The 26,350-nt window shown below is 43.9% G+C and carries 20 protein-coding genes and 5 pseudogenes; 21 read left to right on the top strand and 4 right to left on the bottom strand.

Going from position 1 to position 26,350, the window contains the following annotated elements:
* Positions 1–134: 134 nt before the first annotated feature.
* From hemE to hemY, 3 genes and pseudogenes are all read left to right on the top strand, one after another.
* Positions 135–1,178, top strand: a pseudogene (gene hemE, locus JCM21738_RS14795) (uroporphyrinogen decarboxylase).
* A 91-nt stretch (positions 1,179–1,269) separates the two neighbouring features.
* Positions 1,270–2,208 (top strand): ferrochelatase, encoded by a 939-nt coding sequence (gene hemH / locus JCM21738_RS14790; protein WP_023615389.1) that lies wholly within the window; start codon positions 1,270–1,272, stop codon positions 2,206–2,208.
* Positions 2,209–2,382: 174 nt separating this feature from the next.
* Complete coding sequence (gene hemY / locus JCM21738_RS14785; RefSeq protein WP_023615388.1) at positions 2,383–3,807, top strand: protoporphyrinogen oxidase; 1,425 nt, start codon at positions 2,383–2,385, stop codon at positions 3,805–3,807.
* A gap of 153 nt (positions 3,808–3,960) precedes the next feature.
* On the opposite strand, the gene yhfH is transcribed toward hemY, so the two are convergent.
* Complete coding sequence (yhfH, locus tag JCM21738_RS23410; protein ID WP_023615387.1) at positions 3,961–4,095, bottom strand: protein YhfH; 135 nt, start codon at positions 4,093–4,095, stop codon at positions 3,961–3,963.
* A gap of 173 nt (positions 4,096–4,268) precedes the next feature.
* Here yhfH and JCM21738_RS14780 point away from each other — a divergent pair.
* From JCM21738_RS14780 to JCM21738_RS14730, 10 genes and pseudogenes are all read left to right on the top strand, one after another.
* A pseudogene (locus JCM21738_RS14780) lies at positions 4,269–5,001 on the top strand (MBL fold metallo-hydrolase).
* Between the two features lie 14 nt (positions 5,002–5,015).
* Positions 5,016–6,004: pseudogene (gene lplA, locus JCM21738_RS14775) on the top strand (lipoate--protein ligase).
* A 170-nt stretch (positions 6,005–6,174) separates the two neighbouring features.
* Positions 6,175–7,728 carry a fatty acid--CoA ligase family protein gene (locus JCM21738_RS14770; RefSeq protein WP_023615384.1) on the top strand — a complete coding sequence of 518 codons (1,554 nt, stop codon included), beginning with the start codon at positions 6,175–6,177 and terminating at the stop codon, positions 7,726–7,728.
* Positions 7,729–7,833: 105 nt separating this feature from the next.
* Positions 7,834–8,609 (top strand): annotated as a pseudogene (locus tag JCM21738_RS14765) (enoyl-CoA hydratase-related protein).
* Positions 8,610–8,926: 317 nt separating this feature from the next.
* On the top strand, positions 8,927–9,655 hold the full coding sequence (locus tag JCM21738_RS14755) for an AzlC family ABC transporter permease (RefSeq protein WP_023615381.1): 729 nt from the start codon (positions 8,927–8,929) through the stop codon (positions 9,653–9,655).
* A complete protein-coding gene (locus tag JCM21738_RS14750; protein ID WP_023615380.1) occupies positions 9,648–9,953 on the top strand; it encodes an AzlD domain-containing protein in 306 nt (101 codons plus the stop codon). Before JCM21738_RS14755 ends, JCM21738_RS14750 begins: the two co-directional genes overlap by 8 nt.
* A gap of 168 nt (positions 9,954–10,121) precedes the next feature.
* Positions 10,122–10,910 (top strand): ABC transporter ATP-binding protein, encoded by a 789-nt coding sequence (locus JCM21738_RS14745; RefSeq protein ID WP_023615379.1) that lies wholly within the window; start codon positions 10,122–10,124, stop codon positions 10,908–10,910.
* Positions 10,894–11,649 carry an ABC transporter permease gene (locus JCM21738_RS14740; protein ID WP_023615378.1) on the top strand — a complete coding sequence of 252 codons (756 nt, stop codon included), beginning with the start codon at positions 10,894–10,896 and terminating at the stop codon, positions 11,647–11,649. Before JCM21738_RS14745 ends, JCM21738_RS14740 begins: the two co-directional genes overlap by 17 nt.
* 17 nt (positions 11,650–11,666) lie before the next feature.
* Positions 11,667–12,665, top strand: a complete 999-nt coding sequence (locus JCM21738_RS14735) for an aliphatic sulfonate ABC transporter substrate-binding protein (RefSeq protein WP_023615377.1) — start codon at positions 11,667–11,669, stop codon at positions 12,663–12,665.
* A 476-nt stretch (positions 12,666–13,141) separates the two neighbouring features.
* A complete protein-coding gene (locus JCM21738_RS14730; protein WP_023615376.1) occupies positions 13,142–14,428 on the top strand; it encodes a M48 family metallopeptidase in 1,287 nt (428 codons plus the stop codon).
* A gap of 194 nt (positions 14,429–14,622) precedes the next feature.
* Here JCM21738_RS14730 and JCM21738_RS14725 read toward each other — a convergent pair whose 3' ends face one another.
* Entirely contained in the window at positions 14,623–14,859 is a 237-nt protein-coding gene (locus JCM21738_RS14725) for an IDEAL domain-containing protein (RefSeq protein WP_023615375.1), read from the bottom strand.
* 191 nt (positions 14,860–15,050) lie between these two features.
* On the opposite strand from JCM21738_RS14725, the gene JCM21738_RS14720 reads away from it, so the two are divergent.
* Entirely contained in the window at positions 15,051–15,629 is a 579-nt protein-coding gene (locus tag JCM21738_RS14720; RefSeq protein ID WP_023615374.1) for a competence protein ComK, read from the top strand.
* A gap of 133 nt (positions 15,630–15,762) precedes the next feature.
* Here the strand turns inward: JCM21738_RS14720 and JCM21738_RS14715 are convergent, their stop codons facing one another.
* Complete coding sequence (locus tag JCM21738_RS14715; protein ID WP_023615372.1) at positions 15,763–16,194, bottom strand: YhjD family protein; 432 nt, start codon at positions 16,192–16,194, stop codon at positions 15,763–15,765.
* A gap of 247 nt (positions 16,195–16,441) precedes the next feature.
* Between JCM21738_RS14715 and JCM21738_RS14710 the strand changes: the two are divergent.
* From JCM21738_RS14710 to JCM21738_RS25990, 6 genes and pseudogenes are all read left to right on the top strand, one after another.
* Positions 16,442–18,423: pseudogene (locus JCM21738_RS14710) on the top strand (S9 family peptidase).
* A 242-nt stretch (positions 18,424–18,665) separates the two neighbouring features.
* Entirely contained in the window at positions 18,666–19,604 is a 939-nt protein-coding gene (locus JCM21738_RS14705; protein ID WP_023615369.1) for an LCP family protein, read from the top strand.
* Positions 19,605–19,731: 127 nt separating this feature from the next.
* Positions 19,732–20,349: a TVP38/TMEM64 family protein gene (locus JCM21738_RS14700; protein ID WP_023615368.1), complete on the top strand. Its 618-nt coding sequence runs from the start codon at positions 19,732–19,734 to the stop codon at positions 20,347–20,349.
* Between the two features lie 32 nt (positions 20,350–20,381).
* On the top strand, positions 20,382–20,936 hold the full coding sequence (gene lepB, locus JCM21738_RS14695) for a signal peptidase I (protein WP_031307969.1): 555 nt from the start codon (positions 20,382–20,384) through the stop codon (positions 20,934–20,936).
* A gap of 103 nt (positions 20,937–21,039) precedes the next feature.
* On the top strand, positions 21,040–22,059 hold the full coding sequence (locus JCM21738_RS27905) for a winged helix-turn-helix domain-containing protein (protein WP_500778553.1): 1,020 nt from the start codon (positions 21,040–21,042) through the stop codon (positions 22,057–22,059).
* 1,861 nt (positions 22,060–23,920) lie between these two features.
* Positions 23,921–24,280 (top strand): bacterial transcriptional activator domain-containing protein, encoded by a 360-nt coding sequence (locus tag JCM21738_RS25990; RefSeq protein WP_243463036.1) that lies wholly within the window; start codon positions 23,921–23,923, stop codon positions 24,278–24,280.
* A 23-nt stretch (positions 24,281–24,303) separates the two neighbouring features.
* Here JCM21738_RS25990 and JCM21738_RS14685 read toward each other — a convergent pair whose 3' ends face one another.
* A complete protein-coding gene (locus JCM21738_RS14685; protein WP_023615365.1) occupies positions 24,304–24,621 on the bottom strand; it encodes a hypothetical protein in 318 nt (105 codons plus the stop codon).
* A gap of 368 nt (positions 24,622–24,989) precedes the next feature.
* On the opposite strand from JCM21738_RS14685, the gene JCM21738_RS14680 reads away from it, so the two are divergent.
* On the top strand, positions 24,990–26,207 hold the full coding sequence (locus JCM21738_RS14680) for a substrate-binding domain-containing protein (RefSeq protein ID WP_034331191.1): 1,218 nt from the start codon (positions 24,990–24,992) through the stop codon (positions 26,205–26,207).
* The last annotated feature ends 143 nt before the right edge of the window (positions 26,208–26,350 follow it).

Here is a 26,350-nt window from a genome sequence, read left to right as displayed (position 1 = left end):
TCAAGTTATTAAGTTATTGTTTTAAAATTACGTCAGACTACCCCAATTACGCTTCGGAAAAATAGTTGTTTTTTATTTTATTCTTTTTATATTACAATGGAATACAGACATTATTGAAAGGTGGATTTCCGCTAATGAGCAAGATCTTTAATGATACATTTTTAAAAGCAGCCAGAGGAGAAGCAACAGATTACGTTCCTGTCTGGTATATGAGACAAGCTGGAAGGTCCCAGCCTGAATATAGAGAAATCAAAGAAAAATATTCTTTATTCGAAATTACTCACCAGCCTGAACTTTGTGCTTATGTGACAAGGCTGCCTGTTGAGCAATATGGTGTAGATGCTGCGATTCTTTATAAGGACATCATGACACCGCTGCCAGCTATGGGAGTGGACGTTGAAATCAAATCAGGCATTGGCCCAGTCATTTCTAACTCTGTAAAAACATTGGCCGATGTTGAAAAGCTAGGTACCATCAACCCTGAATCAGATATTCCGTACGTACTCGACACGATCAAGCTTCTAACAGAAGAACAGCTGTCTGTACCGTTGATCGGCTTCTCAGGAGCACCGTTCACGCTTGCAAGCTATATGATCGAAGGCGGCCCTTCAAAAAATTACAACAAGACTAAGGCATTCATGTACGCAGAGCCAGAAGCCTGGTTCGCATTGATGGACAAGCTTGGCGATATGGTGATTACATATGTGAAATCACAAATCATGGCTGGGGTAAAAGCTATTCAGATTTTTGATTCATGGGTAGCGCGCTGAATGTCCAGGATTACCGAACATTCATCAAGCCAGTAATGAACAGGATTTTTTCTGAACTGAAGAAGGAATGTTCCATTGATCATGTTCGGTGTTGGTGCAAGCCACCTTGCCATGGAGTGGAACGAACTTCCGCTTGATGTAGTAGGATTGGATTGGCGTCTGCAAATTAGTGAGGCTCGCGAGCTTGGAATCCAGAAAACCGTTATGGGAAATCTTGATCCTGCAATCCTGCTTGCCCCTTGGGAAGTAATCGAAGAAAAAGCCAAGGCTATCCTTGACCAGGGCATGGCACAGCCAGGCTACATCTTCAACCTTGGGCATGGTGTATTCCCATCAGTTAACCCGGAAACATTGAAAAAGCTGACTGCTTTTATCCATGAATACTCTGCCTCAAAATTAGGCAAATAGTCTCTTACTCTGCTTCAGAGCATTACATTTGGTAAAATGGTCTGGTATTTGGCAGAATAGAAGCTTAGAGACACGAAAAAGAGGTGCAATCATGACGAAGAAAAAGATGGGTTTGCTTGTGATGGCATATGGCACACCCTACAAAGAAGAAGATATTGAACGATATTATACACATATCCGCCGCGGACGCACTCCGTCACCGGAAATGCTAGAAGATTTAAAACAGCGTTACGAAGCGATTGGAGGTATTTCTCCACTTGCGAAAATCACCGCTCTGCAGGGCGAGAAGCTAGAACAGCATTTGAACAGCATCCAGGATGACATCGAATTCAAGATGTATCTTGGTCTAAAGCATATCGAGCCGTTCATCGAGGATGCAGTCAAGCAAATGCATGATGATGGCATTGAAGAAGCGGTCAGCATCGTACTGGCTCCACATTTCTCCACCTTCAGCGTTAAATCCTATAATGGCCGCGCCAAGGAAGAAGCGGCAAAATTGGGCGGGCCTGAAATTGTATCGGTTGAACAGTGGTATGATGAGCCGAAATTCATTAAGTACTGGTCTGACAGAGTAAGTGAAACATTTGCTGAAATGCCTGCTGATGAGCGCGAGAACGCAGTATTGATCGTTTCGGCTCACAGCCTTCCGGAGAAGATTCTCCAAATGGGGGACCCATATCCTGAACAATTAAAAGAAACAGCTGATATGATCGCAAAACAGGCAAATGTGAAAAATTACGAGATCGGCTGGCAGAGTGCAGGAAATACACCTGAGCCATGGCTAGGGCCAGATGTCCAGGACTTGACGAGAGACCTGTGCGAGGCAAATGGATATAAAGCATTTGTTTATGTGCCGGCTGGATTTGTTTCCGACCATCTTGAAGTACTATATGACAATGATTATGAATGCAAGATCGTAACGGATGAGATCGGGGCCAGCTATTACAGGCCGGCAATGCCAAATACAGAGCCAGAATTTATTGATGCATTGGCAGATGTAATTTTACAGAAGCTGTCAACTTCACATTAAGCTGTTTTCGCATTGTTAGTGACTTTTCGTACATGTTCTAAAACCCTTATTAATACTGGTATCGTTGCTCTTTTCGAGGAGACTTCTGAATTAACATAGCATTTATACAGGTTGAGATAGCAACAAGCTTACGAAAAGAGCCTCGCTAAAACTACTTAAAGAAGGCGATTTACCGTGAAAGAAAAGAAGGAAGTTGTAATCGTTGGGGGCGGCATAACTGGTTTGGCAGCTGCATACTACTTGCAAAAGCATGCCAGGGAGAACCGGCTTCCGCTTGATGTGAAATTGGTCGAAGCCTCTCATCGTGTTGGCGGGAAAATGCAGACGTATGTTAAAGATGGCTTTGTGATTGAAAGAGGGCCTGATTCATTCCTGGAAAGGAAAGAAAGTGCAGGACGACTCGCCAGGGAAGTAGGCTTAGGAGATAAGTTAGTCAATAACAGTACCGGGAAATCGTATGTGTTAGTGAAGGACAAGCTCCACCCAATGCCTGGAGGATCAGTGATGGGGATTCCTACTCAGATAGGTCCATTTGTTACAACCGGCCTGTTTTCATGGCCAGGCAAGTTCCGGGCAGCAGGAGACTTCTTTATGCCGCCTTCCAAGGTGAAAGGAGACCAGTCATTAGGTGAATTTTTCCGTCGCAGGCTCGGAGATGAAGTTGTCGAAAATCTGATTGAGCCATTGCTCTCTGGAATCTATGCCGGGGATATTGATAATATGAGTTTATTGTCTACTTTTCCGCAATTCTATCAGGTGGAGCAGAAGTACGGGAGCCTGATTCTTGGCACCAAGAAAACGACTCCCTCGGCGAAAATGAAGCCTGCTGAAACAGGTAAGGCAAAGAAAAAAGGAATGTTCCTGACCGTGACCTCAGGTTTGCAATCTTTTGTCGATGCCATTGAGTCGAAACTTGAACCAGGTTCTGTGATAAAAGGAATCCGGGTCGATAAAGTAAGCAAACAGGCAAATGGCTACCGGATGAGGCTGAGCAGCGGGGAGACACTGGACGCAGATAGCATCCTTGTATCTGCACCACATGAAGCTGCACTGCATATGTTCTCAGATCATGAACATATTTTTGATCCATTCAGGAATATGCCTTCAACATCCGTGGCTACCGTTGCAATGGCATTCCCAGAAAGTGTCATAAAAGAAGATATTGATGGTACCGGGTTCGTTGTGTCGCGGAATAGTGATTATACAATCACTGCCTGCACATGGACCCATAAAAAATGGCCGCATACTACTCCGGAAGGGAAAGTGTTGCTCCGTCTTTATGTCGGCAGGCCGGGTGACGAGGCAATTGTAGAGCTCTCGGACGATGAAATCATCAAGATCGCTCTTGAGGATTTAAATAAAACGATGGATATCCAGGCACAGCCTGAATTTGCCGTAGTTTCCCGCTGGAAAGAGGCAATGCCGCAATACACAGTAGGACATAAGGAAAGAGTAGCGAACCTGAAGAATAATCTTGCAGACGAGCTTCCGGGCGTATTTGTCGGCGGCAGCTCCTATGAAGGAGTGGGCCTTCCTGATTGTATCGACCAGGGCGAAGCAGCTGTAGCGAAGATCCTTGATTACTTAAAATTAAATTAAGAACCTTTTTTTCACCTCAAACCATGTAGTACAAAAATAACCATAAAAAGAGCCAGCCGTTCTGTGAACGAGCTGGCTTTTATGTGCAGTTTAGAACTGCAGTAAAGGGATTGTATTACACCGGAAAACCGGGGAAGGAAAACGATTCAGTTTTTATAGTTTGCCAGGATCCATGCATCCATCGCACTTATTGCCATAGCATTCATGCTGTTCATTAATTTTCTCTCCACACTCCGAGCATAGCTTTGCAGGCAAATTGCGAAAGAATTCTACGACATTTTCAATCATGCTGATCCCTCCAAATAAGATTGTGTTTTGATACAGATTAAGTATTTATTTTATTGTACTATAACAGAGCAGGAAGAGTCAATCATAATTTTCTGAAAAAAGGCGTTAAAGTGAAAAAAATGGGCAAAATGAAGTATAGTGAAAGAAAAAGCATGATAATAGGAGGGAAATCATTGAAGCTGACAATAGTAGGATTCTGGGGCGGTTACCCGAAGGTGAACGAAGCTAGCACTGGATATTTACTTGAACATGAAGGATTTAGGCTAATGATAGACTTTGGCAGCGGAGTACTGGCGAAACTCCAAAATTTTGTCCAGCCAGAAGAGTTGGATGCTTTGGTGCTGTCACATTACCATCCGATCACATTGCCGATATAGGCGTATTACAGCATGCCAGGCTCATTCAGGGTTTTCTGGGCAAGAAGTCTCCCCAGCTTCCGATTTACGGACATACACATGACAAGCAGGAATTTGCGAAACTTACATATAAAAACATTACCAAAGGGGTTGCTTATGATCCGGCCAAAAAGCTTAACGTAGGGCCTTTCACGATCTCATTCATTTCTGCGGTTCATCCGGTTCCATGCTACGCGATGCGGATCGAAGCAGGAGGCAAGTCGCTTGTGTATATAGCGGATACTTCTTTCAAGGAAGAGTTCATCCCATTTGCATCCGCAGCTGACTTGTTGCTCTCAGAATGCAACTTTTATGGTAACCAGGATGGCAAAGGTGCAGGGCATATGAATAGCTGCGATAACGGGAAGCTGGCAGAGGCGCGGGTGTAAAACAATTAGTCTTGACCCATTTGCCACATTATGGTGAAATTGACCAGCTTGTTTCGGAAGCTTCAAAAGCATTCCATGGCCCGATTACCCTTGCGAGGGAAGGTTTCGAAATTACCTTATAAAAGGAGAATCAAACATGTTATTTATTGATAACAGAGGAATCACGGATCCAAGGATTAACCTGGCAATCGAAGAATATGCCTTGAAAAACCTGGACATTAATGAAACTTACTTACTTTTTTATATAAACGAACCATCCATCATCATTGGCAAAAACCAGAATACGATTGAAGAAATCAATACTGAATATGTTGAGAACAATGGCATCCATGTCGTCCGTCGATTATCAGGAGGCGGTGCTGTGTATCATGACCTTGGAAACTTGAATTTCAGCTTCATCACAAAGGACGACGGAGAAAGCTTCCACAATTTCAGAAAGTTTACAGAACCAGTGGTGAACGCACTAAAGAAGCTGGGAGTTAACGCTGAATTAAGCGGAAGGAACGACCTGTTGGCAGAAGGCAGGAAGATATCCGGAAATGCGCAATTTTCAACAAGAGGGCGGATGTTCAGCATGGCACCTTATTGTTTGATTCAGAAATCGAAAGCGTAGTGTCTGCGCTTAACGTTAAAAAAGACAAAATAGAATCTAAAGGAATCAAGTCAATCCGCAGCCGAGTGGCAAATATCTCCGAGTTCCTTTCGGAAAAAGTGACAATCGAAGAATTCCGTTCGCTTCTGTTGAAAAATATTTTTGAGGGACTGGATGATATTCCCGAGTATGTCTTAACAGAGCAGGATTGGAAAAAAATTCACGACCTTTCGAAGGAAAGGTACCAGAACTGGGATTGGAATTATGGGAATTCGCCTAAATTCAACCTGCAGCATTCACATCGATTCCCTGTGGGGCAAATTGATGTCCGTTTTGAGGTCAATAAAGGAATCATCGAAAACTGCAAAGTCTATGGAGATTTCTTTGGTGTAGGCGATGTCAGCGAAATAGAGGACAAGCTGACAGGCATCAAATATGAGAAGTCACAGATTGCTTCGGCTTTGGAAGAAGTTGATATCAAACATTATTTTGGAAATATATCTAAAGAAGACTTTATTAATTTAATATATTAATTTCACGGACGCGGTGTTGATGACACCGCGTTTTTAATTTACTAAAAGTAAAATTGTTAAAATTTCGACATATTTTCCTTGAATCCATAATTTTCTTTCAATATAATATATTTAGAAAACTTTTTACAAAGTTTGGTGACTCTTGTCACCGCAAAGGGGGAAGGGAGTTAATGAATCTTTCATCACAGCTTCATCACACGGCCTCGATGCTGGGCAATAAGCCGGCATATTTTTTCATGGACAAAGCAAGCACTTATGCAGAGCTTGATGCTACTGTAACGAAGTTTGCTTCTGGACTTGAGAAACTGGGGGTAAAAAAAGGCGATCATATCGCATTGTTGCTAGGAAACTCTCCACATTTTGTCATCAGTTTGTACGGAGCCCTAAGGCTCGGTGCAACAGTTATTCCCATCAATCCAATTTACACCGCAGATGAAATCGGATATATCTTGAACAATGGCGATGTAAAAGTAGTCGTTGGCCTGGATCTAATGCTGCCGCTCGCAGAAAAAATGCATCAGCACCTGCCAGGGGTCGAAAACTTCGTAATCGCGGAGACAGGCCAGAGCCAGATGTCTGAAGAAGAAATGTCCAAGCTTTCTTTAGGCTCAAAATTGAAATCGTTTACACATGTCGTTGGTGCAGGAGACCTTGGTTTCAAGGGTCCTGAATTAAATGATGATGATGTCGCGGTCATTCTTTATACGTCTGGGACAACAGGCAAGCCTAAAGGTGCCATGCTTACACACAAAAATCTTTATAGCAACGCAAAAGATGTAAGCGATTACCTTAAGATGAATGAAGATGACAAGGTGATCACCGCCTTGCCAATGTTCCATGTCTTCTGTTTGACAGTTGCCCTTAATGCGCCTTTAATGAATGGCGGGACGCTATTGATTGTTCCTAAATTCAGCCCGGCGGAAGTGTTCCGGATTGCCAGGGAGTACGATGCTACTGTCTTTGCCGGGGTGCCGACAATGTACAATTTCCTGTTCCAGTACCCAGAAGGAAATCCTGATGACCTTAAATCGCTTCGACTTTGCATTTCTGGCGGTGCTTCACTTCCAGTTGCGCTTCTTCAAAATTTTGAGCGTAAATTCAATGTGATGGTTTCAGAGGGATACGGTTTGTCGGAGGCTGCACCAGTTACATGCTTCAATCCGCTTGACCGTCCGCGTAAGCCAGGTTCAATTGGAACCTCAATTGTCAATGTTGAGAATAAGGTCGTCAATGAAATGGGAGAAGAAGTAGCTCCTGGTGAAGTTGGTGAATTGATCGTCCGCGGGCCGAACGTGATGGCAGGCTACTATAAGATGCCAGAAGAAACAGCTGCCACAATTAAGGATGGCTGGCTGTACACAGGAGACCTCGCCCGTATGGACGAAGAAGGTTATTTCTACATCGTTGACCGTAAAAAGGACTTGATACTGGTGGGTGGATACAATGTATATCCACGTGAAGTCGAAGAAGTATTATACAACCACCCAGACTTAGTTGAAGTTGCCGTTCTCGGTGTACCAGATCCGAATTTCGGCGAAGCAGTCCGATGCTATGTTGTCAGCAAAAATCCTGAACTGACCGAAGAGCAGCTGCTCGAATATTCCCGCGAACACCTGGCGAAATACAAGGTGCCAAGCGCGATCGAGTTCCTAGAAGAACTTCCGAAAAACACAACCGGGAAGATTTTAAGAAGAGCGCTGAAAAATCAGGTATTACAAGGATAATAACTTATTGATGAGAGGCAGGCGCCTATGCCTGCCTCTTTTTCCGTAAATGGGAGGATTTTTGCACTTTTGACTAGAATGTCAAAGGAGAAGGAGTTGATCAGTATGGAAAACATCGATTTACAATTAGAAGGACATACAGCCATTATCACGCTGAATCGTCCGGACGCATTAAATGCTTTTAACTATGAAACACTCGGAGAATTACAGCAAGCCGTTGAAAAACTAAGGTCAAACCGTGAAGCCAGGGTTGTCATTTTTACTGGAGCTGGCGAGAAGGCATTCAGTGTCGGGCTGATTTAAAGGAGCGCCGTACTTTGTCTGACGAGGACGTAAAGCGGAACATTTATAAAATCGGCGAGATCTTCACGATGGTCGACCAGCTTCCACAGCCAACGATCGCCGCCATCAATGGATTTGCCTTCGGAGGCGGAATGGAGCTCGCCCTTGCCTGCGATTTCCGTGTTGCTGCTGCAGGAACACAGATGGGATTGACAGAAACAAGCCTGGCGATTATCCCAGGAGCAGGTGGCACACAGCGACTGCCAAGATTGATCGGACAAGCAAAAGCACTTGAGCTGATTCTGACTGCGCGCCGGCTGAAAGCTGAGGAAGCGCTTGAATATGGACTCATCACAGCTGTCGTCAAAAAAGAAAGCTTGCTTGATGAATGCATGAAATTTGCGGACATGATGCTGGCGAACGGTCCTGTGGCCCTGCAGCAGGCAAAGTACGCCGTGAAGCAGGGAATGAACGCAGACTTGCAGACAGGATTGCAAATTGAACGCAAAGCATATGAAGTAACCATCCCGACAGAAGACCGACTCGAAGCGCTGGCAGCCTTCGGTGAGAAACGGAAGCCAAATTTTAAAGGAAAGTAATTAAAACACGGCCGCGGCCGTGTTTTTTAGTCTTTTTTGAAGCCAAGCTCGAAGTTGAGGGACCGAAACTGTTGGAAAGCTTAATGATATCGACCACTTTTTCGGATAAATCGACCACATTCACGAATATATCGACCACATTTTTAAATATATCGACCAACTGCTTTATTAGCAGCCTGCCATGCATAAACTTTTTCACCCAACTAATTATTTCGGTAAAGGAAATACTTTTCCAGGGTGCTGGAAGTATGTATAATATATTTTAATTGATTAAAGGAGTTTAATTTTTTACATAGTAATAGAAAGGAGGGAAGCGAGTGGAAAGTACATTGGCTGTTAAGCAGGCAACAGATTTTAAAAGAGGGATTCAATCAGGCATCAGCATTGCGATAGGCTATATGCCGATTGCGCTTACCTTTGGCTTGATCGCCAAGACCACTGGACTTGCGCTTGGGGAAACGGTGATGATGAGCATGCTTGTGTTTGCGGGGGCTGCACAATATATTTCATTAAGCCTCATCGCCCAGGGCATAGGGATTTTTGAAGTCATCCTCACCACCTTTATCGTAAATATCCGCCATTTTCTCATGTCAGCCTCATTGAATGAAAAGGCAGAAGAGGATACAGTGGGGGCAAGAATAGGTTATTCATTCGGAATCACGGATGAGACATTTTCAGTCGCAGCGACGCGCGAGGGGACTATCAATGCCCGGTATATGTTTGGCTTGAACCTTACCGCTTATTCAAGCTGGGTCGTTTTCTCCGGATTGGGCTTTCTCATTGGGGCAGGCTTGCCGCAGACTCTTCAAGAAAGCATGTCAGTCGCTTTGTATGCGATGTTTGTCGGCTTACTAGTCCCATCGATGAAAGGCAATGTAAAAGTTGTATACCTGGCCGTACTCGCAGCTGCGTTCAACTCCATTTTCACGATGGCTGAACTTATGTCCACTGGCTGGGCAATCGTGCTGGCAACGCTGCTATCAGCGATTCTTGTAGAGGCAGTAGAAACATTAAAGAAGGGCAGGGAGGCAGTAACAGATGAGTAAAGAAATCGTCATCATGATTGTTGGTATGGCCATTGTAACCTACATACCGAGAATGCTTCCGTTTGTGATGTTCCGGGGGAGAGAACTTCCGCCATTCCTGCAGGGCGTCCTGAAAAATGTTCCTTATGCCACTCTTGGCGCGCTGATCTTCCCGGCAATCCTGTTCATTCAGGAAGACATCTGGTATGGACTGATCGGTGCAGCTGCGGCCTTCATTGTTGCCCTTATGGGAGCGAACGTCATTGTTGTCGTCATTGGCTCCATATCCGTTTTGACTTTATATTCTTATTTCTTTTAGATCTGCAGAAGTGCAGGTCTATTTTTTTACTGAAAAATGATCATCCAATAAAAACGGCTGGCAGATTTTATAAAAGAATGAAATGTTGACAATATGACTGAATAGATTATAATTAACTTTATTAATTCCGACTAAACTAATAAGTTTTATGAGAATAGGGTGGTTAAATTGTTTATAGACATCATCAATGTACACAAACAATATGGAGACAAAAATAATCACCAGGTTGATATTTTAAAAGATATTAATCTAGGAGTGAATAAAGGTGAATTTGTATCGATTCTTGGTCCATCTGGCTGTGGTAAATCGACGCTTCTTTCAATTGTGGCTGGGCTGACTCCGGCTACTAGCGGTGAAATTATTGTATCTGGCAAAAAGATAGAAAAACCAGGGAAGGACAGGGGGATGGTCTTCCAGCAGGCAGCGCTGTTCCCATGGCTGAACGTTCTGGAGAATGTTCTCTTCCCGCTTAAACAGGAAATGCCGAAGAAGCAGGCTGAAGCAGAGGCGAAGAAACAATTGCAAAAGGTTCAGCTTAGCAAATACCTATCGCACTATTCTCACGAGCTATCGGGAGGAATGCAGCAGCGGGTGGCGATTGCAAGGGCGCTGGCAATGAATCCGGAAATCCTTTTGATGGATGAGCCATTCGGCGCTCTGGACGAACAAACACGTTCGCGGCTCCATGAACAGCTAGAGACGATCTGGGCAGAAACTCAGAAAACAATCCTGTTTGTCACTCACAGCATCTCTGAATCGATTAAACTATCAGACCGGATCATTGTGATGGGAACGAAGCCGGGAGTGATCCTTAAGGATATTAAAGTGGAGATTCCAAGACCCCGCCATGAGCACAAAAAAGAGATGGTGGAACTGGAAGAATATATTATGAGTTATCTGAAGACGGAGATAGACAAAGTCATCAGGGAGGAGCTTGCAGATGAATCCACACATTAAGAGAATCATATTTTTCGCGGTAATCATTGCATTCTGGTACACCGGAAGCAAGCTTGAATGGTGGATGCCAATTATCCTGCCATCTCCAGAAAAGGTTCTGGAGGCCCTAATAACAGGGTTCCAGGATAAAACCTTGATCTACGACCTGATTGCCAGCTTCAAACGGCTCGCGATTGGTCTCGGTCTATCTCTGGTAATCGGGACTGCGCTTGGAGTCCTGCTCGCAAAATCCAAGACGGCGGATGAAACACTTGGAACAATCGTCCTCGCGTTTCAAAGTGTACCTAGCATCGTTTGGCTTCCGCTTGCAATCATGTGGTTCGGCATGAATGAGAAAGCTGTTATTTTCGTAGTGGTTCTCGGAGGAACATTTGTGATGACACTTAATATCAGAGTGGGCATTAAAAATGTTTCACCTTTATTCATAAAGGCCGCGAAAACGATGGGCGTGACTGGCTGGAACTTATATAAGAGGGTTATTTTTCCGGCAGCGATCCCTTACGTGGTAACCGGCTCTAGACTGGCATGGGCATTTGCCTGGAGGGCCCTGATGGCAGGGGAACTGTTAAGCACAGGACCAGGACTCGGATACACGCTCCGCTACGCATCAGACTTTGGTGACATGGGGCTCGTGATTGGCGTCATGATCATTATTGGTGTCATTGGAACAATCGTTGACCAGTTAATTTTCCAGCGTATCGAAAAATCGGTGCTCAATCGCTGGGGACTTGATTCATAAAAAAAGGAGGAATAGATATGAAAAAAGCTTTATTACTTTTAACATTCTTGTTTACTGCCGCGATGGTACTCGCTGGTTGCGGTTCAAGCAGTTCAACGTCAACCTCAGCAGGCAAGGAAAAAATCGTCATCGGCTACTTTCCGAACATCAACCACGTACCTGCGATGGTGGCAAAAGATAAGGGATTCTTTGAACAGCAGCTTGGCGATGGAACCACAATCGAATATAAGACATTCGCAGAAGGCGGTTCTTTCATGACTGCACTGAAAACAGGTGAAATCGATGCAGGTCTTGTTGGACCAGGTCCGGCGATGAACAATTACTCCACAGGTGCAGATGTTAAAATCATTGCAGGTGCTTCGACTGGCGGTACAGTCGTATTGGCTAGAAAGGGAGTCGAGATCAACTCAGTTGAAGACTTCGCAGGCAAGACATTCATCACCCCGGGTGTTGGCTGCACTCATGACGTCCAATATGAAACGTACCTTGAAGAGCAGGGAATCACATCACAGCGTATCGGCGGAACAATGAAACACCTTACTGGCCAGCCGGCACAATACGCAGCGATGCTTAAGGCAGGCAAGGTGGACATCGCTGTAGCACCTGAACCATGGGCAGCTGTCATTGAAAAAGAAACAGGTGCAGAAGTCGTCATTGGCTGGGATGAAGTATCCTTCGGCGAAACGCTTCCTGCATCCGTAATGGTCACATCCGGAAAAATGATTGAGGAAAACCCGGAAACCGTTCAAAAAATCATTGATGCACATAAAGAGGCTGTGAAATTCATCAATGAAAACCCAGCTGAAGCACAGGAGATTACGATTAAAGACATTAAAGAAACAACAGGACAGGAGCTTGAAAGAGATGTTGTCGAGCTTGCCTGGGAACGAATTGGGTTTACCCATGAAGTCGATGCGCAGGCAATCCAGGACTTCTCGGATTCATCCTACGCATTGAAGTTCCTTAAGGATAAGCCTGAGTTCAAAACATTGATTGACGATAGCTATCTGAATTAAAGATAAAGGGTACCAGGAGATTTCCTGGTACCCTTTTGGTGTTAAAAACAAATTGATGAATAAACAGAGAAAAGTGGAATTTCTTTCAGCGTATAGGTAACTAAACACCCCTTTATACTTTTTAAATAAGGTGCATTCTCCTTACTCCACATTAAAGCCATTCCTCTTGCATAAGGGTACCGATAGAGTCTAAAGATCCCCTTATGCAAGCCAATGTACTTCTATAAGGGTACCATTCAAGCCGAAAGATACCCTTATGCAAGCCAATGTTCCTCTATAAGGGTACCATTTAAGCCGAAAGGTGCCCTTATGCAAACAATTTCATGTTGGAGGAACATGTACCCGAAAAGTGGAAGAGCCGAAGAACTTAATAAATGTTGCTAAGCATCTTCCCCAGCTATTAATAACTTGTTCTATTTTTAGGACAAAGGATTAAAATAGTTATAGACATGGTTGTACGTAAAGGGGGAGAAGCTATGGCGAGAAAGATGGGTTTTTACGGTGTGATCGCCTATGTGCTCTATGGTTTCGCGGTTTACTGGTATTTATTTCACTTTGCAGATAGCAGTCTTCCATTTGAGTTCCAAGGTTCGAGGGCGGACCCGGCAACGTTTTTGAACGGAAGGGAATTAATGCTGAGCGAGGAATACTCAAAAGTTAGGAATTTATTGTTTTTCCTGTCTACACCTTTTGAATGGCTGTTTTACTTTTTGATTTTGCTCCTGGGACTTTCAAAGGCTTTTAAGAAATGGGGAGAAGAGACGGCGAAGAATAAGTATGGCCAAACAGCGATTTATTTGATTTGGCTTTCATTTTTTGCTTACATCGCGACTTTCCCTCTTAGTTACATCAGTTATACGCTGTCTAAGACCTATAATATATCCACACAGTCATTCGCCTCGTGGATGAAGGATGAGTTGATTGATTTCTGGATCAATTATGCAATGATGTTCGTCATTGTCGTTGTCCTTTACTGGCTGATGAACAAGTTCAAAAGATTCTGGTGGCTTTTTGCGTGGATGCTATCTGTACCGTTTACTTTGTTTATCATGTTCCTGCAGCCTGTTGTAATCGACCCGCTTTATAATGATTTTTCTCCTTTGAAAAATAAAGAGCTGGAGTCAAAAATCCTTGATATTGCCCGACAGGCAAATATTCCAGCTGAACATGTATTTGAAGTGGATATGGCTGAAAAGACAAACGCTCTTAATGCTTATGTTGCGGGTATCGGCTCAAATTCGAGGATTGTCCTCTGGGATACGACTCTGAACAGGTTGAACGATGACCAAATCCTATTCATCATGGCCCATGAAATGGCTCATTATGTGGAGAAGCATTTATATATCGGGATTGCCGGTTATCTGATTCTTTCCTTGTTCGGTCTTTACTTTGTCTCAAGACTGATGAACTGGGCGATCAAGCAATGGGGTAAGGAATTCAAGCTGCAGTACCCTGGTGACTTACGATCACTGCCGTTGTTCCTGATGTTCCTTTCGATGATTATGTTTGCGGCTAGTCCCGTTTCCAATCTTGTGTCACGATACCAGGAAACAAGGGCTGACCGGTACGCTATTGAGATGACTGAAAATACCGATGCGGCGATTTCTGCCTTCCAGGAATTGACGAAGGCGGGGCTCAGCCAGGTAAATCCTCCATTGCTTGTGAAAATTTTTCGTTACGGACATCCAACAATGCTGGAACGAATTTCTCGGCTCGAAGATTATGAAGTTGAGAAGAGGAATGAACAGGAAGATGAATACTAAGCAAGAAAGCCCTCAAAACAATGAGGGCTTTCTTTTTTAAACTCAATGACCGGCCAGCAACTGAGGGCAAATCAAAACAGCTAATAACAATTGATCCATACAAATTTGGCTCCTGGTGAAAATATTTAATATCAAATCGAAAGCTGTCTTTATTTCGAAATAATAAAATATCCCTATATAGGGATATCACTCATCTAAGTGCCGAATTGCTTGTTAAGATCTTTCAATTCTTCCGTCAATGTTAAAAATAGAATTTTATCACGGTCATCGATTGCCTTATCAATTTTTGTCATCAGTTTTTCTTTTTTAGTATTCAGCTGTATCTCGGAAATAAGCATGTCAACATACAGGTCCAGAACAAAAGATTCCTTGGCTTTAATGCGTTTCATCACACTTGCCTTCATGACTTCAGAATGCGATTTTTCTTTCACTGACCTCACCTCTTAGACCTTTTTTATATTATATGGATTATTGAAAAGATAATCAACTAAATTTTTTATAATTTTTAGAAAATTTATATTGTCATATTAATTGTGGCTAAAAATAGAACTTTTTGCGTAAGTAAAGAAAATTTCAACACTTATGGTAAAATAGGGTATAAGGTATTTTAGGAGGTGAAGGAATGACAGGAAACGCAAGGAACTTAGTAGAAGAGTACGAAATAAATCCTTTTACCATGATAATTATTCCTGAAGAATACGGCAGCAGGATTTACTCCAGGGTGATCGAGCTGGAGGAGGAGTATTTATCCCCATTCAGACCAATAGATATTATCAAGAAAAGCTGCAATTATTTTGGAAGCAGCTACGAAGGCAGGAAAGAGGGAACGAAACAGCTTACCGGGATTACCCATAAAACCCCCATCATTGTCGACCCTATAAGCTCCATATATTTCATGCCTACAAGCTCGCCTACAAAACCGGACTGCATATGGGTTTCACATGAGCATGTATTATTCCATAAGAAGGTGGACGCCCACAGTACACAGGTTACCTTCAGGAATAAGGAATCCATGATTCTGCCAGTATCCCATCATTCATTTGAAAACCAGCTGCTAAGGACATCCCTGCTGCGCACCAAATTCATGCAGAGGATGAAAGAAACCGAAAGAAAAGCGCTATACCTTCTCCATGGTCCAAGGTTCAATGACTCACAAGGATATCCTCATGCCAGTCTTGTCAGTGAGGTATATAAAGACTAAAACAAGGAATCCGGTTTTTCAGCCGGATTCTTTTTCAATTGCTGTCCAGAATTATTAAATGATTTTATATAAAGTTTTCTTAATCCAACTCCAGCGCCTAGCCCCTCGAGACGCTTCGGTCTTGCCAATGAAGTCAAAGAACGACTTCACTGTCAGGCCCTCCAGCGCTTGTCGGGGCTGAACGAGGCGCTTGCGCTTTTTGTTCTGTTTTAAACCGCTTGAATAGGTAGTGGACCATCAATTCCTGGACTTTGTTGCGGATGCGGGGATTGAAGTAGTTATGTTGTTCTTCGTAGCCTTTGTAGATGAAGAGGAACATGGTGAATGCGTCATCCCGTTTTACTTCTTCAACCTTAAGGTTATTCTTTTTGAGGTAGCTTTTCACAATAGCGAGTTCTTTCTGGACTGCTTTCATTGTTTCTTCAATTAGCTCCAAATAAGGCTTCTTCAGTTTAAATGGACTATTTTCAACGACAGAAAGATCCCGATTGAGCACGACCAGTACCATCGGCAAATAGATGGCCTGCTCCATAATATCGCGGTCTTTTTCAGGAATCCTTGTCATTTTGCTCTGTCCCTTCAAAATATAATAAGAACATCTGTTCGTAATTATCGTACTGGATTTTCAGGAGGATTTCAAGAGGTAAAAAAATTTCACTCCCCACTATCATCTTCTCCAAAATAAAAGGAAACTTGCAGTGCTGGTACATCGTTGGCTTATTCTAAAAAACATTGAACTAATAGCAGGAGATTTATTTCTGTTAACGAAATAATAAAGTGAACAATTTAACTTTGGAAGGATGGCTCCCGAGATGGAAAAGAGATTTATTAATGCAGAGGATTTATTTGAATTAAAGTCCGTTACTGATCCACAGTTTTCACCTGATGGAAAGAAGTGTGTGTTTGTCCAGACAGAGATGTTGGAGAAAAAGAATGATTATGTCTCGAATTTATACATAATTGACATTGAAGAGGGCGGAGAGCCGAAGCAATGGACTTACGGTGAAGATCGTAACCATTCCCCAAGATGGTCTCCGGATGGAACGAAACTGGCTTTCGTTTCGAACCGCAGCGGCAAGAATCAGATTTTTGTTCTGGAAGCTGCTGGCGGGGAAGCAAGGCAGGCTACTGATTTCAAGAATGGTGCGAATGGTCCCGTTTGGTCCCCGGATGGAGAAAGAATTGGCTGCTCTGTATCCTTGAAGCCTGACGAAGATTTACTTGAAAAAGCAGAAGAGAAGAAGGACGACAAGAAGCTGGAACCGTTTGTAGCCGAGGAAATGAAATATAAATCAGATGCAGCTGGCTTCTGGGACGGCAAGTATAGACAGACAGTCATTGTGAATCTTGCTGATGGCAACGCAGAAGTAGTGGCAAAAGGTGAAATGGACTTTAACCTGCAGTGCTGGTCTCCTGATGGCAAAAGCCTTGTATTATCGGCTGATGAATCACCTGAACGCGATTTCTCGTTCAAAAGTGATTTATGGCTGATGGATATCGAGACAGGGAACAGAACGAAGCTCACAAACGGAACTGGCTACTTTGGGAATGCAGTAGTCTCACCTGACGGAAGATACCTTGGCTATACAGGGCATGAGAGAGAGTTTGAGAATGCAACTTTAACCCAGGTTTGGATTCAGGAGTTCGAAACTGGCAACATCCAATGCGTCACAGAGAATATGGATATCCTTGTTGGAGACGCTGTTGCCGCAGACTTCCATCAGGGAGCGCACAGCCCTGGATTGATCTGGGGAGAAGATAGTCAGAGCTTCTATTTCCTTGCGACCGACCAGGGCAATACCGTTTTATATTTTGCAAACCTAGCTGGTGAAGTGTATCCCGCACTCCTCGACCAGCAGCATGTGTTTGGGTATACATTGGACCGGAAAAACCAGAGAATTGTTGCAGCTATAAGCAATCCAGTGCTCCCAGGGGAACTGTTCCAGCTTGAGGTGATGACTGGTGAGGTGAAACAACTGACGTCCGTAAATGATAAGTTTCTGGAGTCTGTCACTTTATCGCAGCCGGAACAAATTTCTTTCGAGGCCAGTGACGGTACACCGCTGAACGGCTGGATCATGCAGCCTGCGGGGTATGAAGAAGGCATGGAATATCCGCTGATTCTCGAGATTCACGGGGGACCGCACGCGATGTATGCAAACTCGTATTTCAATGAATTCCAGGTTCTGGCAGCTGAAGGCTACGCAGTCCTCTATATCAATCCACGCGGCAGCCATGGCTACGGGCAGCAATTCGTCAATGCCGTGCGCGGTGATTATGGAGGCGGGGACTACCAGGACGTGATGGACGCTGTCGATTACGCGCTGGAAAATTACGATTACATTGACAAGGATAGATTGGGAGTGACCGGCGGCAGCTATGGAGGTTCATGACAAACTGGATTGTCGGACATACTGACAGATTCAAGGCAGCCGTCACTCAGCGTTCGATTTCAAACTGGATCAGTTTTTATGGTGTCAGCGACATCGGCTACTATTTTACAGAGTGGCAGATCCAGGCTGATCTCAGTGAGTTGGATACACTGTGGAGGCATTCTCCTCTCGCCTATGTGGATAAAATGAATACTCCATTGTTGATTCTGCACAGCGAAAAGGACTATCGCTGCCCGATTGAACAGGCTGAACAGTTATTTATCGCCTTGAAGAGACAGGGAAAGGAAACGAAGTTCATCCGCTTCCCAGAATCCAACCATGAGCTTTCAAGAAGCGGAAAGCCTAATCTCCGTCTAGCCCGTTTGGGGTCAATCGTCGATTGGTTTAAGAGTCACTTGTAAAAATTTAAGATGTTTTTCACCCCGCGGCAAATGCTCCTGCCGCGGGTTTATTTTTGAAAAATTCTCCAGATAAGTTTAAGGTTATAGATAAAGAAGGAAAATAGAAATAAAGTATTTCGTTGACTGTAGCCTTCGGATCAAATGGACATGAATCAAAACAAAGCGAAAGCAACAAGTTAACGTAAAGAGCTTAATAAAAATCCATGTTGTATCAATAACTATAAACCGGAAGGGTTTTTCGAATGAGATCTGATAGGCATCAACACAAAATAAGAAAAAAGCGAATCAGGTGGTCGAGCATTTTTTTACTGCTATTCCTGCTGGTGGGAGCCGTTGCGCTGTATTCCTATATGCAATACCGTTCTGGCGTCAATGATTCGGAAAAGACGGCGGAAGAAAACAAGCAGGAATACCATTTTAATGGCGAGAGTGACCGCAATGGCCTCACGAATATCCTGCTGATCGGCAGTGACGCAAGAGCAAAAGAAACTTCGCGTTCGGATACGATCATGATCGCCAGCTATAATCCAGATACAGAGTCATATAAATTGACCTCGATCATGAGGGATACGTATGTGGAGATTCCGGGACATGGGATGAATAAAATCAATGCTGCGTTTGCTCTTGGCGGCCCGGAACTATTGAGGCAGACAATAAAGGAAAACTTTGATGTAAGCCTCCAATATTATTCAATCGTTGATTTTGAAGGGTTTGTCCGTTTAATTGATGAAGCATTCCCAGAAGGTGTAGAAGTTAACGTTGAAAAGAAAATGTCAGAGGGAATTGGTGTCACACTGGAACCAGGTTTGCAAAGACTGGATGGAAAACATCTGCTTGGATATGTCCGGTTCCGCCAGGATGCAGTAGGTGATTTTGGCCGTGTAGAACGCCAGCAAAACGTCATAAAAGAAGTCGGCAAACAGTTCGCCAGCATCCAGACACTGCCGAAGCTCCCTAAATTGGTTGGAGTTCTAACGCCGTTTATTAATACCAACATGGATACAGGCGATATTTTATTTATGGGAAAAGGATTGATCTCAAAGGATAATCGGAATATCGAAACAATGAGGATACCGGTTGAAGGGTCATTCGAGGACCAGAGGGTGAGTGGTGCAGGAGCAGTACTGGCGATAGATTTTGAAGAAAACAGAACCGCGCTGCAGAATTTTTTAACTAAATAGATAGCTGTTAAAAATTACCCAAATATAGAATTTGAGGTGTACAATTATCTTTAAGAGGTAAATAGGATAAGGTAATCAGAACTCTTTGGGATTCTGATTACCGAGTGTTTTGGACAAGGAGATCTCAATGGATGTTGAATTGATGAAAGAATGGTTTACAATCGAAAACGTAATGGATTTGCTCAACCAATACCGTTCATTTGGACCGATTCCGGGAATTTTGCTGCCAATGCTGGAAGCTTTTTTGCCGTTCCTGCCATTGTTTCTATTTGTCATGGCAAATGCGAACGCGTTTGGGCTGTGGCTTGGATTTCTCTTTTCCTGGACGGGAGCAGTTCTCGGTGCTTTGCTCGTTTTCTTGATTTTTCGCAGGTACGGCCAGGGGCGGGTCCTAAGATTTTTACAACGCCATCCAAAAGTCCAGAAAGGGATGAACTGGATTGAACGCCATGGATTTGGCCCAATATTCCTCATGCTGTGTTTCCCTTTTACACCATCTGCCCTCGTCAATATTGTAGCAGGGCTATCAAAAATCAGCATGGCACAGTATATGCTTGCAGTGATAACGGGAAAAATGGTGATGATTTTTACGATCAGCTTTGTAGGTTATGATATTCGTTCTTTAATCACTAATCCCGCGCGAACTGCTATCGTTTTGGCAGTAATCGCTATCTTGTGGTATATCGGCAAAAGAATTGAGATAAAAATGAATATGAGTGTTGGAAAAGACGATAATGACAGATAGCAGGAACAGGATAACAGGTGGTGATGTAGTTGATGAAAGAAATCGTGAAAAGGGAAGGGATTGAATGGATCAAGGCTTTTGCTCTTGGAATGATCATATTTGTCTTTATCAGGATTTTCTTTTTTTCCAATTATGTAGTTGAAGGGGAATCCATGCTTCCTACACTGGAAGACGGGAATAAAGTCGTTGTCAATAAACTGGGATATGAGACGGAAGATCTTGAAAGGTTTGACGTGATTGTATTCCATGCCAATGAGAAAGAAGACTTTGTGAAGCGCGTCATTGGCCTGCCAGGCGATACAGTGGAATATCGCGAGGACATGTTATTCATCAATGGAAAACAAGTGAAGGAACCTTTCTTGAAACATTACCGCGGGCAATCACACGGAAGCTATTTAACCGGTGACTTTACTCTTGAGGATTTGACCGGGGTTGAAAGAGTGCCGGAAGGAAAATTGTTTGTCCTTGGCGATAACCGTCTTGGAAGCTGGGACAGCAGGCAGTTTGGTTTCATTTCAGAAGATCAAGTCGTTGGCAAGGTTAATCTTAGATACTGGCCAATCGAAGAAATGGGTGTATCGTTCTGACAATACATATAGCGAAGCGAAAAGACTCGTCAATTTTCGAGTCTTTTTTTAATTCGTTTATGTTAAACTGGCATCATTATTATGAAAGCAGGGCGGAGATTATATGCAGGGAACATTGCCATTGATCAAGACAAAATTAATTGTTCCTGGCATACAGGATCAATGGATCAGGCGGGCCAAATTATCGAAAAAAATGAAAGCGATTACCGAAAAGCCCTTGACCATCATCCAGGCAGGTGCCGGCTATGGAAAGAGCACGGCTCTGGCATTGCATGTCAAGGATCAGAACCAGTCATGCTGCTGGTATACAATCACTTCTTCCGATGACGATATTCTTCCGTTTCTATCCTATTTGACAGCCGCGATTCAAACCTTGTTCCCGAATTTTGGCCATGAGTTAATCACTTATATGAAAAAAATGGACCGTTATATAAGAGAAGAGGAACTTAGCATGCTCTCTTCGCTTTTCATCAATGAAACCCTCCAGATACCTGAGAAAATCATTGTCATCCTTGATGACTTCCAAGCAATAGAGCATTCCTATCATATCAATGTCTGGTTGGAAAAACTGCTGGAGCATATGCCGGGACATCTTCATCTTGTCATCGCGACGAGAACGAAGCCCGGTTGGAGAGTTCTTGCCAAGTTGAAGGCTCGGAATGAATTGAATGAGGTTTCGAAGACAGATTTGATTTTTGGAAAAGAAGAAATCGAGCTGCTCCTTTCTGATTTTCATCAAATTTCTATTAGTGGCGATCAACTTGACCAGTTGTATAACATTACCGAAGGCTGGGTCATAGCAATTGGAATGATCGCTCAGCGGCTGCCTCACCTTCAGAGTCTTGATGAGCTATTGGCAGAGCCGGCAAAGTCGCTTGAGGATCTGTTTCAATATCTGGTTTATGAAGTGTTTTCGAAACAGCCTCCAATGATTCAGCAATTCCTCGAACAGACAAGCATCTTTGAAGAACTAAGTACGGATGTATGCGACCATATCCTCGGCATGAACGGTTCCATCCAGATGTTGGAGCAGCTGACTGCGAAAAACCTGTTCATCCAACAGATTGGCGGCAGCAGTTCAGGTATCATGCTCTTTTCCGCGAATTCCTCGAGAATAGGCTGATCACAAGCCAGCCTGAACAATACAAAGTTTTAATGATGGATAGTGCACATTATTTTGAAAAAAAAGGGCTTTGGGAAGAGGCTTTATACTGCTATGAGAAAATTGGCCAATACCGTGCTGCTGCCGCGATTATGGATGAGCAGGGAATGGAGCTGCTCGAAATGGGCAAGCTCGAGAATCTGCAGGAGCGGCTAGCGAGAATCCCGCTCGAAGATAAAAGCCGCTATTGCTCACTTTTGTTTCTTGAAGGTGAGGTTTACCGATACCGCTCATTGTACAAGCAAGCGGAAGCATGCTATGAACAGGCGATCCAGACAGCTGACAGGATAGGAAATGCAGAATGGAAAAGCAAGGCGCTTGAAGGAAAGGCGAAAATTTATCTTGATACGATTCAGCCGCTTAAAGCTGAACGTATATTAGCTCAAGCGATAGAGCTTCGAGAAGCAGCGATGCTTGATGGTGCTGCCGAGGAAACGGGAAGGCTGTATCGCCTTCTTGCTGAAAACCTGATCAATTCCGGACAGGCATTGAAGGCGGAAAAATGGATTGAACGGGCAAGGGCAATGGGTGTCCACATTGAGGATGGAAACCTGGAAGCCCGGCTAACTTTAAGGACCGGCCGATTTGAAGAAACTAGAAGGATTTTAAGTGATGTTAAAACAAATGGCCATCTGGATGAAAAGCAGAATTTGCCTCAATCACATAGGGAGAAAGATTTACTGCTGGCATTGATTGAAGCTTTTACAGGCAATGGCATGCAGGCGAAGACATTGTCTCAATCAGGAATCCAGCATGGCATTGATATCCAGGCTCCATTTGTGGAGGCTTGCGGATGGATCAGGATGGGGCATGCCGTCCAACTCAACGAACAATACGATCTGGCTCTCGCTGAAAAATGCTATGAAACTGCACTTGATATCATGGGACGTCTGAGCATTGAACGAGGGAAGGCAGAACCGCTGATGGGCCTGTGCATTCTTTACGGATCAAGGCGTGAATATGAGAGGGCTGCTGAGGCTGGTCGAAAGGCTCTGCTTGAAACAGAACAGGTAAAGGATGTCTGGCTATCAGCACTCATTACTCTTTGTCTGGCCATCGCGTCAATATACAACGACAGGCACAAGGAGGCAAGTGAGAATCTTCGTAAAGCAGAGAGCCTAATCAATCAGTGTGGTGATGAATATGGCAGCATGCTGCATGCGTTTTGGAAGTCCTACTATTATTACTCATTAAATGACGTTCCTGAGTTCAAAACAGCATTTTCAATCTTTTTAAAAAGGATGAAGACAGGCGGATATGAATTTTTCCTAAAAAAACGGACAACGTTTGGCCCACGGGACTTGCAGGTTTTCGCACCGATGCTCATTCAAGCAGTAAAGCAATCAATTATGCCCGGCTATGCTGAAAAGCTGCTGGAGGATTTGAAAATCCCGCGTCTGAATGCCCATCCTGGCTATACATTAAGGGTCCAAACGCTTGGTCAATTCAGGCTTTGGCTAGGGAACAGGGAAGTGGAGGACAGGGATTGGCAGAGGGGGAAGGCAAAAGAGCTGTTCCAGCTTTTTTTGACAAAGAGGAACCAGTTTCTGATGAAGGAGGATATTTTCCAGATTCTCTGGCCAGTCCATGAGGAAAAGAGTGCAGACAGGGATTTTAAAGTTGCTCTGAATGCTTTGAATAATGTACTGGAGCCTGCCCGCATAGCGAGATCAGCCCCGTTTTTCATTATCAGGGAGGGAATAGGCTACGGAATTAACCCCCAGGCAGCGATTGAGCTGGACTCGCGGATTTTTGAGGAATGGGCAGAAGCCGGTCTTGTAGAGAAGAACACGGAAAAATCGATGGAAGAACTAGAGCGTGCTTGAATTTATATAATGGGGATTATCTTCCTGAACGACGGTATGAGGACTGGTGCCTCAATGAACGAGAACGGCTGCTTGTTTATTTTTTGCGAAGTGCGGAGAAGCTGGCGCAGCTGAATGTAAGGCGTGAAAACTATGATTCTGCCATTCATTGGTGTCAAAAAATCCTCCACAGGGATAGAACATGGGAGGAAGCCTATCGATTGCTGATGTTTTGCTATTACCGGAAGAACAATCGCCCCCAGGCAATCCGGTGGTATAAAAAATGCAGTGAAGTGTTAGAGGAGGAACTCGGAGTCACTCCGTTGGAACCAACAAAGCATATGTATGAGATGATCATTGAAGGACATAATCAATAGACTTACAGGCTGGGGCATACTTGTTACGCCACAGTTAAAATGCGGTCAAAATAACTCTTCAGGATCATCCATCTCGCAGGATAGGTTGCAGCGAAATCCTCGATAGACTCATTGGAGTACATCAGCAGGCAATCAATCTGCTTTCTATATTGTTTTAAATCATAGAGCAAGGCGTGTGGGATCGTATAATGCTGGTTCAGTTGATAAGGATTTAATTTTACTGGTACCACACTCTCTTTATTCATAAAATTACGCAGGGCTGTTTGCTGGATTTCAACACTTTCATTCCTGGATCGTCCGTTTATATGAATCTTTTCATTGATCAAATAGATTCCCTGCATAGAATTCCCCTCCACGTTTTAGGCAATTTAGTAATGTTATTGCCATAAAAATTGGAGGGGATACTATTTTATTTGGAAATTTTAAAATGATATTTACATTTTACCGATGCCGGGATTTATAAATCACTCCTGCGTTAAAGTTGTCCCCTTTTATGTACCTCTCTATACGGAATAAGCTTCTTATTAGTTTCATATAAACCTATCTTCTTCAATTTTTCAGCTTCAACAACTGAACATCTTCAGACTGTTGTAACTCATTTGTAACTACCGTTTCTTAAGATGATGTCAAAGCTTGTGGGCTTTGGAATCACCATTTTAAAGGGGGAAAGGAAATGAAAGCTGGTCAACGGAATTTTGTTTTATCTTTTATGCTCATTTTGGTCCTGTTGTTTACAAGTGCCTGCAGCGGATCGGGAACAGAGAAGTCAGGCGGTACTGAAGGGAAAGAAGGAAAAGAAGGAAAAGATGAACCGAAGAACACGGAACCGATCAAGATTGGTGTGCTGGCATCGCAAACAGGCGGACTTGAGGCTTACGGAAAGCAGACACTTCGCGGGTTCGAGCTGGGACTTGAATACGCTACTAATGGAACAAATGAGGTGGCGGGACGTAAAATCGAATTTATTGTTGAAGACACAGAAACGAAACCAGAAGTAGCTGTCCAGAAAGCGACGAAGCTTCTTGAAGAGGATGAGGTAGACTTCCTGGTCGGTTCTTCTAGTTCAGGTGACACGCTGGCAGTTCTGCCGCTTGCCGAGGAATATGAAAAAATCATGATCGTAGAGCCGGCTGTAGCCGATAGCATCACAGGCTCTGAATTCAATGAATATATTTTCCGCACGGCACGTAACTCTTCACAGGATGCTGTTGCGGGTGCCGCTGCAATCGCGAAGGAGGGCACAAAAATCGCGACTCTTGCTCCGGATTATTCATTTGGCCGTGATGGCGTCGCAGCGTTCAAAGAAGCAGCGGAAAAACTTGGCGCAGAAGTCGTCCATGAAGAATATGCCGACCCTGCTGCTACTGATTTCACTTCCAACATCCAAAAAATTATCGACCAGAAGCCGGATTACTTATTTGTCGTCTGGGCTGGCGCAAATTCACCGTGGAACCAGATATCAGACATGAAGGTCCAGGAAAAAGGCATCAAAATCTCCACTGGTGCACCTGATATCGCTGCACTTGCAACGATGGAGCCACTTGTCGGCATGGAAGGCTTCACTGTTTATTATCATGACCTACCGCAAAATGACGTCAATAAATGGCTAGTTGAGGAACATAAAAAACGCTTTAACGGCGAGCTTCCAGACTTATTTACGCCAGGAGGCATGACAGCTGCAATGGCGATTGTAGAGGCTTTGAGGAAAACAGAAGGTGACACCGATTCCCAAAAGTTGATCGAGACAATGGAAGGGATGAGCTTTGATACTCCGAAAGGGAAAATGACCTTCCGGGAAGAAGACCATCAGGCACTCCAGGCACTATACGCAATCAAGCTGGAGAAAAAGGAAGGAGTCAACTATCCAGTACCTGTCCTGATCCGCGAGCTCTCTCCAGAAGAAACAGCTCCGCCAATCCGGAATTAACAAGAAAAGCGAAAGCGCCTTGGTCAGCCCCGACAAGCGCTGGAGGGCCTGACGGTGAAGTCGTTCTTTGACTTCATTGGCAGGACCGAAGCGACTCGAGGGGCTAGGCGCTGGAGCTGGACATAAAGAAAAGCGAAAGCGCC

Source organism: Mesobacillus boroniphilus JCM 21738, from assembly GCF_000517385.1.
GTDB lineage: Bacteria > Bacillota > Bacilli > Bacillales > Cytobacillaceae > Mesobacillus > Mesobacillus boroniphilus.
This window is presented reverse-complemented; position numbering and strand designations above follow the sequence as displayed.